Source organism: Streptomyces sp. NPDC004610 (assembly GCF_040609715.1).
GTDB lineage: Bacteria > Actinomycetota > Actinomycetes > Streptomycetales > Streptomycetaceae > Streptomyces.
Genome location: NZ_JBEXLA010000051.1, coordinates 18,771 through 36,736 on the forward strand (window position 1 = coordinate 18,771; position 17,966 = coordinate 36,736).

At 71.4% G+C, this 17,966-nt stretch carries 14 protein-coding genes and 1 pseudogene; 8 read left to right on the forward strand and 7 right to left on the reverse strand.

Translation table 11 applies throughout. The features are described from left to right. Complete coding sequence (locus tag ABZX40_RS37710; RefSeq protein WP_355749407.1) at positions 1–912, reverse strand: pseudouridine-5'-phosphate glycosidase; 912 nt, start codon at positions 910–912, stop codon at positions 1–3. Between the two features lie 96 nt (positions 913–1,008). Between ABZX40_RS37710 and ABZX40_RS37715 the strand changes: the two genes are divergently transcribed. Then, entirely contained in the window at positions 1,009–1,437 is a 429-nt protein-coding gene (locus tag ABZX40_RS37715) for a VOC family protein (RefSeq protein ID WP_355749410.1), read from the forward strand. Between the two features lie 339 nt (positions 1,438–1,776). On the opposite strand, the pseudogene fdhA reads toward ABZX40_RS37715, so the two are convergent. The 3 genes and pseudogenes from fdhA to ABZX40_RS37730 form a co-directional block, all read right to left on the reverse strand. Next, positions 1,777–3,002 (reverse strand): annotated as a pseudogene (fdhA, locus tag ABZX40_RS37720) (formaldehyde dehydrogenase, glutathione-independent). A 231-nt stretch (positions 3,003–3,233) separates the two neighbouring features. Next, positions 3,234–3,788 (reverse strand): methylated-DNA--[protein]-cysteine S-methyltransferase, encoded by a 555-nt coding sequence (locus ABZX40_RS37725; RefSeq protein WP_355749413.1) that lies wholly within the window; start codon positions 3,786–3,788, stop codon positions 3,234–3,236. 94 nt (positions 3,789–3,882) lie between these two features. Next, a complete protein-coding gene (locus ABZX40_RS37730) occupies positions 3,883–4,746 on the reverse strand; it encodes a glycerophosphodiester phosphodiesterase family protein (protein WP_355749416.1) in 864 nt (287 codons plus the stop codon). Between the two features lie 324 nt (positions 4,747–5,070). Between ABZX40_RS37730 and ABZX40_RS37735 the strand changes: the two genes are divergently transcribed. From ABZX40_RS37735 to ABZX40_RS37760, 6 genes are all read left to right on the forward strand, one after another. Further along, entirely contained in the window at positions 5,071–5,946 is an 876-nt protein-coding gene (locus ABZX40_RS37735; protein ID WP_355749419.1) for an MHYT domain-containing protein, read from the forward strand. Positions 5,947–6,080: 134 nt separating this feature from the next. Beyond that, positions 6,081–8,237: an excinuclease ABC subunit UvrB gene (gene uvrB / locus ABZX40_RS37740; protein ID WP_355749421.1), complete on the forward strand. Its 2,157-nt coding sequence runs from the start codon at positions 6,081–6,083 to the stop codon at positions 8,235–8,237. Positions 8,238–8,434: 197 nt separating this feature from the next. Beyond that, positions 8,435–9,013 (forward strand): TerD family protein, encoded by a 579-nt coding sequence (locus ABZX40_RS37745; RefSeq protein WP_355749424.1) that lies wholly within the window; start codon positions 8,435–8,437, stop codon positions 9,011–9,013. Between the two features lie 72 nt (positions 9,014–9,085). Beyond that, entirely contained in the window at positions 9,086–11,077 is a 1,992-nt protein-coding gene (locus ABZX40_RS37750) for a TerD family protein (RefSeq protein WP_355749427.1), read from the forward strand. Positions 11,078–11,407: 330 nt separating this feature from the next. Further along, positions 11,408–12,409 (forward strand): TerC family protein, encoded by a 1,002-nt coding sequence (locus ABZX40_RS37755; RefSeq protein WP_355749430.1) that lies wholly within the window; start codon positions 11,408–11,410, stop codon positions 12,407–12,409. A gap of 469 nt (positions 12,410–12,878) precedes the next feature. Then, the gene (locus ABZX40_RS37760) at positions 12,879–13,979 is read left to right on the forward strand and encodes an ionic transporter y4hA (RefSeq protein WP_355749433.1); all 1,101 of its coding nucleotides are present in this window, start codon (positions 12,879–12,881) and stop codon (positions 13,977–13,979) included. A gap of 195 nt (positions 13,980–14,174) precedes the next feature. Here the strand turns inward: ABZX40_RS37760 and ABZX40_RS37765 are convergent, their stop codons facing one another. Next, on the reverse strand, positions 14,175–15,446 hold the full coding sequence (locus tag ABZX40_RS37765) for an MFS transporter (protein WP_355749436.1): 1,272 nt from the start codon (positions 15,444–15,446) through the stop codon (positions 14,175–14,177). Between the two features lie 316 nt (positions 15,447–15,762). Here ABZX40_RS37765 and aroQ point away from each other — a divergent pair, with 316 nt between their 5' ends. Then, complete coding sequence (gene aroQ, locus ABZX40_RS37770; RefSeq protein ID WP_355749439.1) at positions 15,763–16,239, forward strand: type II 3-dehydroquinate dehydratase; 477 nt, start codon at positions 15,763–15,765, stop codon at positions 16,237–16,239. A 263-nt stretch (positions 16,240–16,502) separates the two neighbouring features. Here aroQ and ABZX40_RS37775 read toward each other — a convergent pair whose 3' ends face one another. Together ABZX40_RS37775 and ABZX40_RS37780 are read right to left on the reverse strand one after the other, a co-directional pair. Next, complete coding sequence (locus tag ABZX40_RS37775; RefSeq protein WP_355749441.1) at positions 16,503–17,159, reverse strand: MBL fold metallo-hydrolase; 657 nt, start codon at positions 17,157–17,159, stop codon at positions 16,503–16,505. Positions 17,160–17,204: 45 nt separating this feature from the next. Next, positions 17,205–17,891: a maleylpyruvate isomerase family mycothiol-dependent enzyme gene (locus ABZX40_RS37780; RefSeq protein ID WP_355749444.1), complete on the reverse strand. Its 687-nt coding sequence runs from the start codon at positions 17,889–17,891 to the stop codon at positions 17,205–17,207. Positions 17,892–17,966 lie beyond the last annotated feature (75 nt).

A 17,966-nucleotide genomic window follows, 5' to 3' on the forward strand; every position in this document is an offset into this window, starting at 1 on the left:
TCACGCCACCCGGGCCCAGGCCCCGGCGATGGCCGCCGCCAGCCGTACGTTCCCGCGCACCGCCGCCAGATTGGCCTCCAGGGAGGCGCCGTCGGTGTGCCGTACCAGATGGTCGAGCAGGAACGGCGTCACGCCCTGGCCGCTGACGCCCGCCGCCTCGCACGCCTGGAGCGCGTCGGCCAGCACGCGCGCGTGCAGCGCCGGATCCAGTTGCTCCGCCTCCGGCACCGGGTTGGCGACGATCAGCGCAGAGGCGGGCCCGTCCAGCGCGTCCTGGGCGCTCATCACGTCCGCCACCCGCTCGGGCGTGTCGAGCCGCCAGTCCACCGGGTGCCCGGAGTCGGAGAGATAGAAGCCGGGGAACCGGTCGGTGCGGTACCCGGCGACCGCCACGCCGAGCGTCTCCAGCCGCTGGAGCGTCGCCGGGACGTCCAGGATCGACTTGACGCCCGCGCACACCACCGTGATCCGGGTCCGCGCCAGCAGCCCCAGGTCCGCCGACTCGTCCTGCGTCACGGTCCATTCCCGGTGCACCCCGCCGAGCCCGCCCGTCGCGAACACCCGCACCCCGGCCCGCGCGGCCAGCAGCGCCGTCGCCGACACCGTCGTGGCACCGCTCGCCCCGGATGCCACGGCCAGCGGCAGATCCCGGTGCCCCAGCTTGCGGATCCCGTCCTCGGTCGCGATCCGCTCCAACTGCTCCTTGCCGAGGCCGACATACGGCCGCCCGTCCAGCACGGCGATCGTCGCCGGTACGCCGCCCTCCCGCCGGACGACCGCCTCCAACTCCTCCGCCACCTTCAGATTGCGGGGGCGGGGCAGCCCGTGCGCGATGATCGTCGACTCCAGGGCCACCACGGGGCGCCGCGCCGCGAGCGCCTCCCTTACCTCCTCGGACACCACCAGCGTCACATCTGCCTCCTGTCGGTCGTCCTGCCTCATCCCTGGCGGGCGGCAGCGGCCGTCAAACCCTTTGCGGGCTACCCGGCGGCATACGAGGCTGGAGGCATGACGGACAATCTGACACGACTCGACCATGTGGTCCTCTGGGTGCGGGACCCGATCGCGGCGGCCGGTTTCTACGAGCGGACGGTGGGCCTGGAGCCGGTGCGGCTCGCGGAGTTCGCCGCGGGAAAGGCGCCCTTCCCCTCCGTACGGCTCAACGAGGAGTCCATCGTCGACCTGATGCCCCTCACCATGGCCGGGCGCCTGAAGATGCTGCCCGGGGCCGCCGAGAGCGCGGGGCATCCCGTCAACCATGTCTGCGTCGCCCTCCCGCGCACCGCCTTCGACGCCCTCCGCACCCGCCTGCGCGAAGCCTCCATCCCCCTCTCGGAGATCTCCCACGACTCCTACGGCGCCCGCGGCCCCGCCCGCCGCAGCTTCTACTTCCGCGACCCGGACGGCAATGTCTTCGAGGCCCGGCACTACGACTGAGCCCCCGGCGGCCCGTCCCGAGTGCGGCACGGGTGCCCCGATGCGCGCCGGTCCTGCCGGCCCTCGCCGGACGGGCCCGGGGCGCCCCGCCCACCGCCGAACCGCCCGGAACCACCGAAGAGGCAACCGCCGCACAATCACCTGCAATCACCGGAGACGGAGCCGCCGCACGCTCACCCGGAATCACCGCAGACGCAGTCGTCGCACAGTCACCCCGGTATCACCGGAGAGGGCCGCCGTACGGCCCCCGGATCCACCGGAGAGGCGGCTGTACGGACCCCACCCCGGAACCACCCAGAAACCAGAACCACAGGGGAACCCCCGGACCCCCGCAAACCCTCACACCGGCCGTACGCCCTCCAGCGCCCCATGCGGATCGAACACGTACTTGCGGCTCGCGCCCTGGTCGAACTCGGCGTAGCCGCGCGGTGCGTCCTCCAGGCCGATCACGGTCGCGTTGACGGCCTTGGCGATGTGCACGCGCCCGTGCAGGATGGCCTGCATCAGGCCCCGGTGTAATGCATCACCGGGCACTGACCGGTGCTGAAACGATGACTCTTGGCCCAGCCGAGGCCCAGCCGTACCTTCAGCGTCCCGGACTTGGCGTCCGCGTCGACCCCACCGGGATCGTCGGTCACATACAGCCCCGGAATGCCCAGGGCGCCACCCGCGCGCGTGAGGCCCATCAGCGAGTTCAGGACCGTGGCGGGCGCCTCGGGCGCGTCCTTGCCGTGGGCGCGCGCCTCGAAGCCGACCGCGTCGACCGCCGCGTCGACCTCCGGTTCCCCGGTGATCCGGGCGATCCGCTCACCGATGTCGCCCTGCGACACATCGACCGTCTCGCAGCCGAAGCTGCGTGCCTGCGCGAGCCGCTCCGGGTTGAGATCCCCGACGATGACGACCGCCGCGCCCAGCAACTGCGCCGAGGCCGCCGCGGCCAGGCCCACCGGGCCCGCCCCGGCCACGTACACCGTCGATCCCACACCCGCGCCCGCCGTGACCGCGCCGTGGAAGCCGGTCGGGAAGATGTCCGAGAGCATCGTGAGATCGAGGAGCTTCTCCCGCGCCTCGGCCGGGTCGGGGAACCGCAGCACGTTGAAGTCCGCGTACGGGACCATCGCATACTCCGCCTGACCGCCGACCCAGCCGCCCATGTCGACATAGCCGTACGCCGCGCCCGGTCGCGCCGGGTTCACATTCAGGCAGATCCCGGTGTTGCCCTCCTTGCAGTTGCGGCACCGTCCGCACGCGATGTTGAACGGTACGGAGACCACGTCCCCGACGTCGATGAACTCCACATCGGGTCCGCGCTCCACCACCTCCCCGGTGATCTCGTGCCCCAGGACCAGCCCTTCCGGCGCGGTCGTCCGCCCACGCACCATGTGCTGGTCGCTGCCGCAGATATTGGTGGCGAGGACCTTGAGGATCACCCCGTGCCGGCACTTGCGGCCGACGTTCTCGGGGGCCACCCCTGGTCCGTCGCGGAGTTCGAGCCCCGGGTAGTCGATGGTCCTGACCTCGACCGTGCCCGGCTTCAGATACGCCACTGCCCTGTTTCCGCTCATGCCCGATCGCCGCCCCTTCGGCTCCGTCCCTACGGCTCCGTGCCTTCCCGGAGCCCGTCGGATGCCAGCGGCTGTGCGCACCACCGAGTCTGCTACCGGCGCGCGGGTCCGGCCACCGCGCGCGAGCCCGTGCCCGCCCGGGAGCCCCGCACAGGGCGCTCCGGCCGGAGGACGGCCGGAGCGCGCGCCCGCGCCCGCCTGCGCCCGCCCGGGAACCCGGTCCGTCCGGGCTCAGAACAGCGGCTCGGGGAGCACCCCTTCCAGGGCGAGGAGCTTCCGCTTGGTCTCCAGCCCGCCCCCGAACCCGCCGATCCCGCCGTCGCTCTCCACCACCCGGTGACACGGCACCACCACCGGCAGCGGATTGGATCCCATCGCCACACCGACCGCCTGGGCGGCGCCGCGCTGACCGACCCGGTCGGCCAGATCGCCATAGCCGACGACCGCTCCGAAGGGCACCCCGGCGGCCAGTTCGCGCAGCACCTGCCGGTTGAACCCGGAGATCAGCGACCAGTCCAGGGGCAGGTCGAAGTCCTTGCGCCCACCCGCGAAATACGCCGTGAGCTGGCGTATCGGCTCGGCCAGCAGCGGCGAGCCGGGCTCCTCGACCGGTGCGGTGCCCAGCCGGGACGCGAGCCGCTCCAGTGCCCGCTCGCGCACCGGGCCGGTGGCGTGGAAGACGACGTTGACCAGGCCCTCGGGAGTGGCGGCCAGCAGCAGCGGACCGATGCCACTGCCGATCACGGCCCATACGACCCGCTGCCCGGGACGCCCATCACTGTTCATGCGCCCACGGTACGACCCGCCACTGACATAGGGCCCGGCCTACCCGAAGCGCCCGCCCCGGGCCCTGGGCGCCGGTGACCGCGCGGGGCCGGGATCACCGGCCGCCCGTCGCCTCCCGCACCACGTCCGGCCTGTTGGTGATGATCCCGTCCACGCCGAGACCCGCCACCGCGCGGGCACGGTCCGCGTCGTCCACGGTCCAGGTGAAGACCTCCAGCGGCCTGCCGCGCGGACCGGTCTCGGCGTGCACCGCCGCCACGTACTGCGCCGACACCGTGGTGTGCGAGGGGTTGATCTGGTCGGTGAAGCGGGCGTACTCGGCGAGCCGGTCGGCCGGTGGCGTCCCCAGGAACCCGGTCTTCACCGTGGGTTCCCTCTCGTGCACGGTCCGGACACTGTCGGCGCTGAAGCTCTGGACGATGAGCCGGTCCCGGACATGTCCGCGGTCCAGCCAGCCCTCGTTGGCGAGCACCTTCAGCGTGTCGCCCTCGATGCCCGGGTACAGGTGCGGGTTCTTGATCTCCAGCAGCAGCTTCTGGCCGTACCGGTCGACACGCCGCAGAAACTGCTGGAGCGTAGGCACGCGCGCGCCCGCGTGGGCGGCGCCGAACCAGCTCCCGGCGTCCAGCCGCCGGATCTCAGCCGTGGTGAAGTCGGCGACCTTCCAGGGCGCCCGGCCGGGGAAGACCTCCTCGACGTCCGTGGTGCGGGCGAGACTGTCGTCGTGCACCACCACCAGTTGCCCGTCCCTGGTGCGCTGCACGTCGTTCTCGACCCAGTCGATGCCCAGCCGGGCCGCCCTGTCGACGGCGGCGAGGGTGTTCTCCGGCGCGTAGGCGGAGGCTCCCCGGTGCGCGATCACGGTGGGCCGCCCTGCCGCCTCCCCGGCCTGGGCCGGAGCGGCGGCTCCCAGGAGCGCGACGACCCCCAGAAGCGCGGTGGCGGTGCGCATGTGCATACGTACTCCCTCCCTGAGGCGAACGGCGGCGAGGCGAACGGCGGCCAGGCGAATGACGGCGCCGTCACTGTGGCAGCCGCCCACCCGCGGGAGAAGGGCCCGGAGCGGACCCCTATGGAATGAACACGGATGAAAGGAATCCGCGCAGGGCCCTCACACCGGGTGCGCACAAGTGGGGTAAGGACGTGTCTCTTTGCAGGAAAGTCGTTCGGGGGTTCCGCGCGGGGTCATACTCTCTGCGTCAACCCAGACCGACGGGGCGGTCGTGGGAGGGGGCACAGGGCACGGACTCGCGGGACGCACAGGGCGGAAGGGCAGCCGCGCATGCACGGCACGGTCGACGGATTCAGCTACGGCCTGGTCACACCGCTGGTGGCCTATCTCATGGCCTGCCTGGGCGGGGCCCTCGGACTGCGCTGCACCTCCAGATCCCTGCTCGTCACCCGCACCTGGCGCCCCGGCTGGCTCGCCCTGGGCTCGGCCGCGATCGGCTCCGGCATCTGGACCATGCACTTCATCGCGATGATGGGGTTCACGGTGAAGGAGGCGCCGATCCACTACGACAAGCCCCTGACCTACGCGAGCCTCGCCGTCGCCGTCGTCATGGTCGGGGTGGGGATCTTCATCGTCGGCTACCGGGGCGCCCGGGGAGCCGCGCTGTTCACCGGCGGCACCCTCACCGGTCTCGGGATCGCCACCATGCACTACCTCGGCATGGCCGGCATGCACCTGGAGGGGACGTTCCAGTACAACACCCTGCTCGTCGCCGCCTCGGTCGTCATAGCGATGGCCGCCGCGACCGCCGCCCTGTGGGCCGCGGGGCAGGTGCGCGGTTTCCTGTGGAGCGTGGGCGCCGGACTGGTCATGGGCCTCGCAGTGACCGGCATGCACTACACGGGCATGGCCGCCCTCAGCGTCCAGCTGCACGGCACCGCGGCCCCGGACGCCGGTGAGTCGCCCGCCGCGCTGCTGGCCCCCATGCTGATCGGCCCCCTGGCCTTCCTCTGCCTGGCCGCCGCGGTCGTGATCTTCGACCCGCTGCTGGTGCTGGGCAAGCCCGCCCCGCCCCGAGCCGAGCCCCGGCCCGGCGTCCCCGCCCACCACCCCGTACCGCCCCGCCCCTCCCGCCGCCTCGCCCTGCGCCCCCGCCGCACCCGAGAACCGGAACCCGGCCACTCCCGCATCGCCCAGCGCCGCTGACCACGCCCCCCGAACCCCCAGCGCCCCTGCCCCGCTCCTCCTCTCTCTCCCCCCCCCCCGCGAAACCCCAGGTCGGAGGACCCGACCGCGCCGGAGCCGGACGGTTGTCAGTGGCGGGTCGTACGGTGGAACCCATGCGGCCCGTTTCCCAGATCGAACGCTCGGTGGCGCCTTTCGAGGTCGTCAGCTCCTACCAGCCCAACGGCGACCAGCCGAAGGCCATCGCCGACCTCGCCCGGCGCATCCAGGCCGGCGAGAAGGATGTGGTCCTGCTCGGCGCCACCGGCACCGGCAAGTCCGCCACCACGGCGTGGATGATCGAGCAGCTCCAGCGCCCCACGCTCGTCATGGCGCCGAACAAGACGCTGGCCGCCCAGCTGGCGAACGAGTTCCGCGAACTGCTGCCGAACAACGCGGTCGAATACTTCGTCTCGTACTACGACTACTACCAGCCCGAGGCGTACGTCCCGCAGTCGGACACCTACATCGAGAAGGACTCCTCGATCAACGAGGAGGTCGAGCGGCTGCGCCACTCGGCGACCAACTCGCTGCTCACCCGCCGTGATGTCGTGGTGGTCGCCTCCGTCTCCTGCATCTACGGCCTGGGCACCCCGCAGGAGTACGTGGACCGCATGGTCGCGCTGAAGGTCGGCGAGGAGATCGACCGCGACCAGCTGCTGCGCCGCTTCGTCGACATCCAGTACACCCGCAACGACACGGCCTTCACCCGCGGCACCTTCCGGGTCCGCGGCGACACCATCGAGATCTTCCCGGTCTACGAGGAGCTGGCCGTCCGCATCGAGATGTTCGGCGACGAGATCGAGGCGCTCTCCACCCTGCACCCCCTCACCGGCGAGATCATCAGCGACGACGAGCAGCTGTACGTCTTCCCCGCCTCCCACTACGTCGCCGGACCCGAGCGCATGGAGCGGGCCGTCAACGACATCGAGAAGGAGCTGGGGGAGCGCCTCGGCGAGCTGGAGAAGCAGGGCAGGCTCCTGGAGGCCCAGCGGCTGCGCATGCGCACCACGTACGACATCGAGATGCTCCGCCAGATCGGCACCTGCTCCGGCGTGGAGAACTACTCGATGCACTTCGACGGCCGCGAGCCCGGCTCCCCGCCGAACACCCTGCTCGACTACTTCCCGGACGACTTCCTCCTGGTCATCGACGAGTCGCATGTCACGGTCCCGCAGATCGGCGCCATGTACGAGGGCGACGCCTCCCGCAAGCGCACCCTGGTCGACCACGGCTTCCGGCTGCCGTCCGCGCTGGACAACCGCCCGCTGAAGTGGGAGGAGTTCACGGAGCGCATCGGGCAGACCGTCTATCTGTCGGCGACCCCCGGCCAGTACGAGCTGTCCCGCTCCGACGGCGTGGTGGAGCAGATCATCCGCCCGACCGGTCTGGTCGACCCCGAGGTCGTCGTCAAGCCGACCGAGGGCCAGATCGACGACCTGGTGCACGAGATCCGCACCCGTGTCGAGAAGGACGAGCGGGTCCTCGTCACCACGCTCACCAAGAAGATGGCCGAGGATCTCACCGACTACTTCCTGGAGCTGGGCATCCAGGTCCGCTATCTGCACAGCGACGTCGACACCCTGCGCCGGGTCGAGCTGCTGCGCGAGCTGCGGGCCGGCGAGTTCGACGTCCTGGTGGGCATCAACCTGCTCCGGGAGGGCCTGGACCTGCCCGAGGTGTCCCTCGTGGCGATCCTCGACGCCGACAAGGAGGGCTTCCTGCGCTCCGGCACCTCCCTGATCCAGACCATCGGCCGCGCGGCGCGCAATGTCTCCGGCCAGGTCCATATGTACGCCGACAGGATCACCCCGTCGATGGAACGGGCCATCGACGAGACCAACCGCCGCCGGGAGAAGCAGGTCGCCTTCAACCGGGCCAACGGCATCGACCCGCAGCCGCTGCGCAAGAAGATCAACGACATCGTCGCCCAGATCGCCCGCGAGGACGTCGACACCGAACAGCTGCTCGGCTCCGGCTACCGCAGAGCCGCCAAGGACGGCCGGGGCACCAAGGCCCCCGTCCCCTCCCTCGGCCGCGCCGACTCCGGCGCCAAGGCCGCCAGGAAGGGCGCCGCGGCCAAGGGCGGGGCGAAGGAGACCGTTCCGACGGACCGGCCCGCCGCCGACCTCACCGAGCAGATCGAGGAGCTGACCGCCCGGATGCGCGCGGCTGCCGCCGATCTCCAGTTCGAGATCGCCGCCAGATTGCGCGACGAGGTGTCCGAGATGAAGAAGGAGTTGCGCCAGATGAAAGAGGCGGGCCTGAGCTGAGACCCGCCCAGGGTGCCGGCCCACACCCCGCGGCCGGCACCCGCGCGGACCCTCCCACCAGGCGTCCGACGCGCTGTGTTGCAAGAGCGACACAAAGTCCGGACCGGGGTACGTCACTGTCAGTGCCCCTGCGTAGGGTTCGTGCAACCGCGGCTTCGCGGGAACAGGGGACAGCTCAACAAGAGGGGAATCAGCGCGTGACCGTCAATATGACCAAGGGTCAGGCCATCAGCCTTCAGAAGGACGACGGCGGCAGCCTGACCGCGGTCCGCATGGGTCTCGGCTGGCAGGCGGCCCCCCGTCGCGGCCTGTTCGGCTCGCGTACCCGGGAGATCGACCTGGACGCCTCCGCGGTGCTGTTCGCGGACAAGCAGCCGGTCGACGTCGTCTTCTTCCGCCACCTGGTGAGCGACGACGGCTCGGTGCGGCACACCGGTGACAACCTGGTCGGCGGTGTCGGCCAGGGCGGCGACGACGAGGCGATCCTCGTCGACCTGTCCCGCGTGCCGGTCCACATCGACCAGATCGTCTTCACCGTGAACTCGTTCACCGGCCAGACGTTCCAGGAGGTGCAGAACGCGTTCTGCCGCATCGTGGACGAGACCAACGGTCAGGAACTGGCCCGCTACACCCTGGCCGGCGGCGGCTCCTACACCGCCCAGATCATGGCCAAGGTGCACCGCACGGGCAGCAACTGGACGATGACGGCCCTCGGCACGCCCGCCAACGGCCGCACCTTCCAGGACCTGATGCCGGCGATCCTGCCGCACCTGTAGATCCACCGGGACCCACCCGCCGCGGGCGAGCGGCGCACCGACACCGAGAAGCGACACAGGGGGACTGACGCGATGACGGCCGAGCTGGTGCGGGGGCAGAACCACCCGCTCTCCCAGGCCCGTCTGGAGATCCGGGTATCGGCCGGCAAGCCGATCGTGGCCGGGGTCACGATCGGCGACGCGGACGGCACCGTGCGGGGCGTCGAACGGGTGGCCCATCCGGGCGCGCCCACGCTGCCCGGCCTGGAGGTCTCCCGGCAGGCGGCGGCGGACCACCGGCTCGCGGTGGACCTGGACGCCCTCCCGGACGACGCGCACCGGCTCTGTGTGCTGCTCGCCCTGCCGGTCGGGGTCGGCGGACCGCTCTCGTTCGGCGCGGTCGCCGCCCCGTTCGTCGCCGTCACCGGCCTCGACGGCACGGAGGTCGCCAGCTACACGCTCACCGGCCTGGACGCCGAGTCCGCCGTCGTCGCCCTGGAGCTGTACCGGCGCCAGGGCGCCTGGAAGGTGCGCGCGGTCGGCCAGGGCTACGCGGGCGGTCTGGCCGAGCTGCTCACCGACCAGGGCCTGCCCGAGGCCCGTCAGCTCGCGAGCAGCATCAACGACGCGGTGGCCTCGGGGGTGGCCCGCTCGGTGGCCGCCCCGCCGCCCCGCGCCCAGGACGCCGACCGCACCCGCCAGACGGCCGCCCCCGCGCCCCGCCCGGACCCGTCCGGGTCGCCCTACGGCACCTCGCCGGGCACCTCCGCGGGCACCTCGCCCACCGTCCCCGGCGGCTACCCCGGGTCCCCGCCGCCCGCCGACCCGTCGGCCGTCACCCAGCCCTCGGCGCCCACCGGCGGCCCCGTCGACTACAGCCACCCGGGCCGGCGCAACGCCGCCCCGCCGCCGCCCCCGCCCACCGCGCCGCCCGCCACGCCCGGCCGCCCCGCCCAGCCCGTCGCGGGCGACGCCACCGGTTGGTCCATGGAGGAGCGGCTCTACAACCAGGTGTGGGGCATGTTCGAGGACCTCGCGCGCACGGTGGCCTCCTACCGCAGCGCCGTCGACTTCGCCGAGTCCCGGATGGACAAGGAGCTGGACCAGGTCCTGTCCGACCCGCGCAGCCGCATGGGGGGCCAGGGCGACGCCGCGCGCGAGGCCGCCCGCGCCAAGCACGACCAGCTCGTCGACCAGGCCCGCCAGTCTCTCGACCGGGACGTGGCCCAGCTCGCCTCCGAGGCCGGGGTCGTCGAGCCCGCCCTGCCTGCCGCCTACGCCCGCTGGGACAACCCCGTCTGGCATGCCTACCGCGTGCCGATGGAGATGCCCATGGCGATGCGGCTGGGGGACCTCCATCTGCCCGAGAGCGAGCAGCTGACCATCCCGCTGCTGGCCCGGCTGCCCCTGGAGCGGGGCATCTGGGTGGACGCGGGCCGGTCCGGACCGGCGGACGCCTCGTTCACCGACGCCCACGATCTGCGCCGGCTGGCCATGGAGACGGCGGTCTCGCACACGGCCCGGCTGCTCGCGGTGCACCCGCCGGGCGAGTTCACCGTCCATGTCATCGACCCGGCGGGCTCCGCCGCCCAGGCGCTTGCCCCGCTGGTGCTGACGGGGGTGCTGGCCGCCCCGCCCGCCCAGGGCGCCGCCGGGGTCGCGGAGGCTCTCGGCCGGCTCACCCAGCGGGTGGACCTGGTGCAGATGGCGGTCCGCGGCGGAGCCTCCGACGCCCTCCCGCCAGGCTTCGACACCGCCCAGCAGCTCCTGGTGGTCAACGACTTCCCGCACGGCTTCGACGACCGGGCCGTGACCCAGCTGCGCTATCTCGCGGACGAGGGCCCCGCCGTCGGCGTCCATCTGATGATGGTCGCCGACCGTGAGGACGCCTCGGCCTACGGACCGTTGCTCGACCCGCTGTGGCGTTCGCTCCTGCGACTGACACCGGTGCCCGACGACCATCTGGCCGACCCCTGGGTGGGTCACGCGTGGACCTATGAGCCGCCGCTCCCACCCCCCGGCAGCCAGGTGCTGACCGAGGTGCTGCGGCAGGTCGCCGAGACCCGCCGCGCCTGGGACCGCTGAGCCTTTGGCGTCTCCGCCATGGTGCGCATCCCCTGCGCGGGGGTGCGCACCGCTTTGTTCAAGGCGTGGTAAAAGTAGCCTGAACAGGCGACTTTATAGTTACTTTACCTAAGGCTTTACCTTTCCTTGGGTATGAGGGTATGGTTGTACGCACGGAGGGGAGTACTCCCTGCCTACTGCGGCGTACCCGTCAATACGGATCAGGCCAGATCCCGGGGCGTCGGCCCGTGGCTTCATGCGCGTCCCGCGTACAGAAGACCCGGGTGGAAGAGACCTCCGGCAGCGACGACGCTGACTGACTGTTTGCCGTTACGTACTGCCGGAGGCGCAGTGGATGTTTCCGTGACCCTATGGGTCGTGACTGTCGTGGGCCTTGCGGCCCTCATTGCCGTGGACTTCTTCATCGGGCGCAAGCCCCATGAGGTGTCCATCAAGGAAGCCGGAATCTGGACCATCGTCTGGATCGTGCTGGCCGCGCTGTTCGGCGTCGGCCTGCTCATCTTCGGGGGCGGCCAGGCCGGCGGCGAGTTCTTCGCCGGATACATCACCGAGAAATCGCTGAGTGTCGACAACCTGTTCGTGTTCGTACTGATCATGGCGAAGTTCGCCGTGCCACCCCAGTACCAGCAGCGGGTTCTGCTCATCGGTGTGCTGATCGCCCTGGTGCTGCGCACGATCTTCATCGCCGCCGGCGCCGCGATCATCGCCAACTTCTCGTGGGTCTTCTACATCTTCGGCGCCTTCCTCATCTGGACCGCCTGGAAGCTCATCCAGGAGGCCCGCGCAGGCGAGGACGACGAGGACTTCGAGGAGAACAAGCTCCTGAAGGCCGCCGAGCGCCGCTTCGGCGTCGCCGACCGGTACCACGGCACCAAGCTGTGGATCCAGGAGAACGGCAAGCGGGTGATGACCCCGATGCTGGTCGTCATGCTCGCCATCGGCACCACCGATGTGCTGTTCGCCCTCGACTCCATCCCGGCGATCTTCGGCCTGACCCAGGACCCGTACATCGTCTTCACCGCCAACGCCTTCGCCCTCATGGGTCTGCGGCAGCTGTACTTCCTCATCGGCGGACTGCTCAAGAAGCTGGTCCACCTGAGCTACGGCCTGTCGGTCATCCTGGGCTTCATCGGCGTCAAGCTGGTGCTGCACGCGCTGCACGAGTCCGGGGTGCATGTCCCCGAGATCAGCATCCCGGTCTCCCTGGGCGTCATCTGCGGCGTACTGATCATCACCACGATCACCAGCCTCCGTGCCTCCAAGAAGCAGGCGGCGGCCGAGGCGGAGCAGGGCGGCGGGGAGGGCACCTCCAAGAACAGCATCGACGCCTGACCGCGTCGCCACCGAAGACGCCCCGGCCGCCCGTCGCCCGGCCGGCCGGGGACGTCGCGACACACCAGGCACCAAGCAGCAAAAACCGAAACACAGCACAACCACACCGGGACGGCGATCGGCACCCAGCCGACCGCCGCCCCGGCACGTGAACCGCTACATCCGCAACCGCTACATCCACATCAGTTTCGAGCGCAGGAGGAGATGAGGGGCCGGCCCCGCAAGGCCGGTTGGGGTCCCGGATGCCAGCCGTCCACCGGACCCGGTGACGGCCGAGCCCACGCGCGACCGCCCGATCGCTTCCTCTCGCCGTTCGGGACGCAGGGGAGGCTATGTGCAGCAGCGACCGCAGGACAGACCCGACACCCGCACGGACGACCCGAAGACCTCCCGGACCCCCGGGAAATCGGAGCACGAAGGCCAGACGCACCGGAGTGCGAAGCCCGAAACCCTCTGGGACGATCGCAGCATGATCGCTCGGCTCAGGAGGCTCTCGACGCAGTGGACGTTCGTGGTGCCGGTGCTCGCGATCGTGCTGCTGATCCTCACCTGGGGCCGCGATCTGCCCGGCGCGGTCGTCGCGGTCGTCACCCTCGTCCTCGCCGGATCCGTACTGGCCGCCGTGCACCACGCCGAGGTGGTCGCCCACCGGGTCGGTGAACCCTTCGGCTCCCTCGTCCTGGCCGTGGCGGTCACGATCATCGAGGTCGCGCTGATCGTGACCCTGATGATCGACGGCGGCGACAAGAGCTCCACCCTGGCCCGCGACACCGTCTTCGCCGCCGTGATGATCACCTGCAACGGCATCGTCGGCCTGTGTCTGCTGGTGGGCTCGCTGCGCCATGGCACGGCCGTCTTCAACCCCGAGGGCACCGGCGCCGCCCTCGCCACCGTCGCCACCCTGGCCACCCTCTGCCTGGTGGTGCCGACCTTCACCACCAGCAAGCCCGGACCCGAGTTCTCCGGCGTCCAACTGGCCTTCGCGGCGGTGTCGTCCCTGGTGCTCTACGGCTTGTTCGTGGCGACCCAGACCGTCCGGCACCGCGACTACTTCCTGCCCATAACCCAGGACGGCAAGGTCATAGACGCCGACGACCACGCCGACGCCCCGTCCGCCCGCACCGCCTACATCAGCCTCGGCCTGCTGGGCCTCGCGCTGGTCGGGGTGGTCGGACTGGCCAAGGGCGTGTCGCCGACCATCGAGTCGGGTGTCGAGGGCGCCGGGCTGCCGCCTGCCGTCGTCGGTGTGGTCATCGCGCTGCTGGTGCTGCTCCCCGAGACCATCGCCGCGGTGCGCTCCGCGCGGCGGAACCGGGTGCAGACCAGCATGAACCTCGCCCTCGGCTCCGCCATGGCCAGCATCGGCCTCACCATCCCGGCCGTCGCCCTCGCCTCGATCTGGCTCTCCGGCCCGCTGGTCCTCGGCCTCAGCTCGACCCATATGGTGCTGCTCGCCCTGACACTCGTGGTCAGTTCCCTGACCGTGGTGCCAGGCCGGGCCACACCACTCCAGGGCGGCGTCCATCTGGTGATCTTCGCTGCGTATCTGGAACTGGCCATGAATCCCTGACGACCGCCGTCGATGCCGGTCTCTGGCCCCGGCACCCGGGCTCCGGTCCTACGCCGGACGAGGCCCTGCGGCGGACGACGGCCCGACGGCGAAGGGGGTGCCCCGCAATCTGCGGCACCCCCTTCGCACCTCTTCAAGCCCCTCCGCGCCCGTTTACACCACACCCCCATGGGCCACATAGGCTCCAGTCGAAGCTCAGCCCGAGACCGGCTGGGCCGCCCGGACCGGCACCGGGCGGGTCTCCGGCAGCAGCGCGAAACAGCCGAGGCTCAGCAGCGCGATCCCGGTCAGATACGCGGCCACCCCCCACGGCACCCGGCCCCCCTGCTCGGCGAGCGCGGTCGCGGCGATCGGGGTGAGCGCGCCGCCGATCACCCCGCCCAGGTTGTAGCCCACGGCCGCACCCGTGCACCGCACCCGGGGCTCGTACAGCTCCGGCAGATACGCGGCGATCACCGCGAACATCGTGATGAACGCGAGCATCGCGCCCAGGAACCCCAGGAACATCAGCAGCGGCGCGGCCGTCGCCAGCAGCGCGACCATCGGGAACATCCACAGCGCCGCCGCCGTGCACCCGATCAGGCACAAGGGGCGGCGCCCGTAGCGGTCACCGAGGATGGCCACCAGCGGCGTCAACGCCCCCTTGACCACCACCGCGGCCATGATGCAGGTCAGCATCACGGTACGGCTCACGCCCAGCCGTTCGGTCGCGTAGGCGAGCGACCAGGTGGTGACCGCGTAGAAGATCGCGTACCCGACGGCGAGCGCTCCGGCGGTCAGCAGGACGAGCCGCCAGTGGTCGCGCGCCACCTCGGCCAGCGGTACGCGCGCGGGCTCGTCCATGTCGAGGAACTGCGGGCTCTCGGTGAGCGACGAGCGCAGCCACAGCCCGGCCAACGCCAGCACCCCGGCTCCCCAGAACGGAATGCGCCAGCCCCAGGACGAGAACTGGGCGTCGGTCAGCGTCGCCGAGAGGGCCAGCATCACCCCGTTCGCCAGGAGGAACCCGACCGGGGGACCGACCTGCGGAAAGCTCGACCACAGCCCACGCCGCTCCGGTGGGGCGTGCTCGGCGGTCAGCAGCACGGCACCGCCCCACTCACCGCCCAGCCCCAGCCCCTGCACGAACCGCAGCACCAGCAGCAGCACCGGCGCCGCCACCCCGATCGAGCCGTAGGTCGGCAGACAGCCGACGGCGACGGTCGACGCGCCGGTCACCAGCAGCGAGATCACCAGGACCGGCCGCCGCCCGTGCCGGTCCCCGATGTGCCCGAACAGCACCGAACCCAGCGGCCGGGCGACAAACCCCACGGCGAACGTCCCGAACGCCGCCAGCGTCCCCGCCAGCGGCGAGAACGTCGGGAAGAACAGCGGCCCCAGAACCAGCGCCGCGGCGGTCCCGTAGACGAAGAAGTCGTAGAACTCGATGGCCGTCCCGGCGAGGGAGGCCATCGCAAGCCGCAACATGCCGGGTTTCCGTACGGTGTGTACATCGTGCATGCCGCGTCAACTACCCACGGTGACCATGGGTTACGGGGGCGTGCGGAGGTGCCCGCAGCGCGCGACCCGGGGGCGTGGTGCGCGGCGCGCCCGGTACGGGGCGGGGTGCGCGCGGGGTCGGGTGGGATGCCCCGGCACGCGGAGCCCTGACCGGCTCGGGGAGGTATCAGGGGAGGTGATCCCCCGTCGGGGATACGAGGGCCGCCCGTCCGCCGCGGCGTGATAGACCGGGGGCGAGCGGCGGTCCCGGCGGACCGCACCCCGTCGACGGACCGGAGGAACCGTGCCCCGCACCCTGGCCAACGCCCCGATCATGATCCTCAACGGCCCCAATCTGAACCTCCTCGGCCAGCGGCAGCCGGAGATCTACGGCTCCGACACCCTGGCCGACGTCGAGGCACTGTGCGCGAAGGCGGCCGAGGCGCACGGCGGCACGGTCGACCTCCGCCAGTCCAACCACGAGGGCCAGCTCGTCGACTGGATCCACGAGGCCCGGCTCCACCACTGCGGGATCGTGATCAATCCCGCCGCCTACTCGCACACATCCGTCGCGATCCTGGATGCCCTCAACACCTGTGACGGGCTTCCGGTGGTGGAGGTGCACATCTCCAACATCCATCAGCGGGAGGCGTTCCGGCACCACTCGTATGTGTCGCAGCGCGCGGACGGTGTCATCGCCGGGTGCGGGGTGCAGGGGTATGTGTTCGGGGTGGAGCGGGTGGCGGCGCTGGTGAAGGCGGCTGCGGAACAACGCCCCTAGCGCAACACGCCCCTTGCGCAACAACGCCCCCAGGGGCGGCGGTAAACGCCCTCTGCCCGGCGTGTCGGCGTGCCGGGGCCGCCGGTCGAGGGCGGGGATTCGATGGACCGGCGGCCCTTACCGCGCCGGAGCCGTCATCCCGCGCGGGGCTGCCCCCAGTTGACCGGGCGGCGATGGGTACCGGGAGCGTCTGTACGACTCCGGTGCGTGCGTGTCATTCACACGGGGCGCGCGACGATGTCACCGCGCGCCCTCTCGGCTGATCACCACCCGCGCGCGTGCCACTCCGGCAGATGCGGGCGCTCCGTGCCCAGGGTCGTGTCATTGCCATGGCCCGGATAGACCCAGGTCTCGTCCGGGAGGGCGTCGAAGATCTTCGTCTCCACGTCGTGGAGGAGGCTGGCGAACGCCGCCGGGTCCTTGCGGGTGTTGCCGACACCGCCCGGGAAGAGACAGTCGCCGGTGAACACATGGGGATGGCCGTGCGGGTCGTCGTAGACCAGGGCGATCGAGCCGGGGGTGTGGCCGACGAGATGGCGGGCGGTGAGGGTCACCCGGCCCACGGTGATCGTGTCGCCGTCGTCCACCAGGACGTCCGTGGGGACCGGGATGCCCTCGGCGTCGGCACGGCCGGCATGGGTGCGGGCACCGGTGGCGGCCACGACGTCCGCCAGGGCCTGCCAGTGGTCGCCGTGCTGGTGGGTGGTGACGACGGAGACGATGCCGTCGGCGCCGATCGTGCCGAGGAGGGTGTCCGCGTCGTTCGCCGCGTCGATGAGCAACTGTTCGTCGGTGGCCCGGCAGCGCAGCAGATAGGCGTTGTTGTCCATCGGGCCGACCGCGATCTTGGTGATCATCAGGTCCTTCAGCTCGTGCACATCCGCCGGGCCGCCGACCGTCACCTGTCCGCTGTACGTCATGACGGCCAGTCTAGGGCGCCGGTTTCGGGGAGGCGGGGGGAACGCCTAGAGCGGCGGAAGCGCGGGAAGGGCGCCGCCCGTGACCGCCAGCGCGGCGCCCTCGCGGCGCCCGGCGAGCCAGCCGACCAGATCGGCGCGGGTGCCGGTCACCGTCAGCTCGGGCTCGTCGGCCCGGCGCCCCGTGTGCCACGCGCGCGTACCGTCGGTCAGCCGGGTCGGGGCCACCGAGGCGTTGCCCGAGAAGCGGTCGGCGAGGAAGTCGATCTCGCGCTCGGTGAACTCCTCCGGCATGTCCTCCAGCTCGTAGCCGATACCGAGGTCCACATGGTGCAGCTCGATCTCGGCCCAGCGCCGGAACGGCACCCGGGACGCGGAGTCGGTGACACCGTTGCGCAGCTCCACCGTGCGGGACCAGTCGGCGGGCGCGTCGGCGACGTCCTGGAAGCGGGCGGCGGTGTCGCGCACATCGGCGAGCTGGACGTCCAGCGGGCGCGGCGCGTCCCGCTCGATGTCGGTGTCCCGGGCCTCGCCCGAGATGTACATGGGCCGTGACTCCCAGACATTCACCAGGGCGTCCGCGTTGCGGGCGAGGTGGGCGAGGACATGGCCGCGGGTCCAGCCCGGCAGCCGTGACGGTTCGGCGACGGAGGCGTTGTCCAGCTTGGCGACCGCGCTGAGCAGCCGTTCCGTCGCGTCCTGTACGGACGCCAGGTCACGCGTGTGATCAATCATGGGGCCGACCCTAGCCGCGCCACTCCTTCGGGTGAAGGTGGCTGCCCGAGGCCATAAATCGAATGCACGTGCTAT

Bases quoted from the DNA above. Each gene is read 5' to 3' on its own strand.
- ABZX40_RS37760 (WP_355749433.1), top strand. From the start codon at position 12,879: ATGATCGCTCGGCTCAGGAGGCTCTCGACGCAGTGGACGTTCGTGGTG.
- ABZX40_RS37765 (WP_355749436.1), bottom strand. From the start codon at position 15,446: ATGTTGCGGCTTGCGATGGCCTCCCTCGCCGGGACGGCCATCGAGTTC.
- ABZX40_RS37715 (WP_355749410.1), top strand. From the start codon at position 1,009: ATGACGGACAATCTGACACGACTCGACCATGTGGTCCTCTGGGTGCGG.
- ABZX40_RS37775 (WP_355749441.1), bottom strand. From the start codon at position 17,159: ATGACGTACAGCGGACAGGTGACGGTCGGCGGCCCGGCGGATGTGCAC.
- ABZX40_RS37730 (WP_355749416.1), bottom strand. From the start codon at position 4,746: ATGCACATGCGCACCGCCACCGCGCTTCTGGGGGTCGTCGCGCTCCTG.
- ABZX40_RS37735 (WP_355749419.1), top strand. From the start codon at position 5,071: ATGCACGGCACGGTCGACGGATTCAGCTACGGCCTGGTCACACCGCTG.
- ABZX40_RS37750 (WP_355749427.1), top strand. From the start codon at position 9,086: ATGACGGCCGAGCTGGTGCGGGGGCAGAACCACCCGCTCTCCCAGGCC.
- ABZX40_RS37780 (WP_355749444.1), bottom strand. From the start codon at position 17,891: ATGATTGATCACACGCGTGACCTGGCGTCCGTACAGGACGCGACGGAA.
- uvrB (WP_355749421.1), top strand. From the start codon at position 6,081: ATGCGGCCCGTTTCCCAGATCGAACGCTCGGTGGCGCCTTTCGAGGTC.
- ABZX40_RS37725 (WP_355749413.1), bottom strand. From the start codon at position 3,788: ATGAACAGTGATGGGCGTCCCGGGCAGCGGGTCGTATGGGCCGTGATC.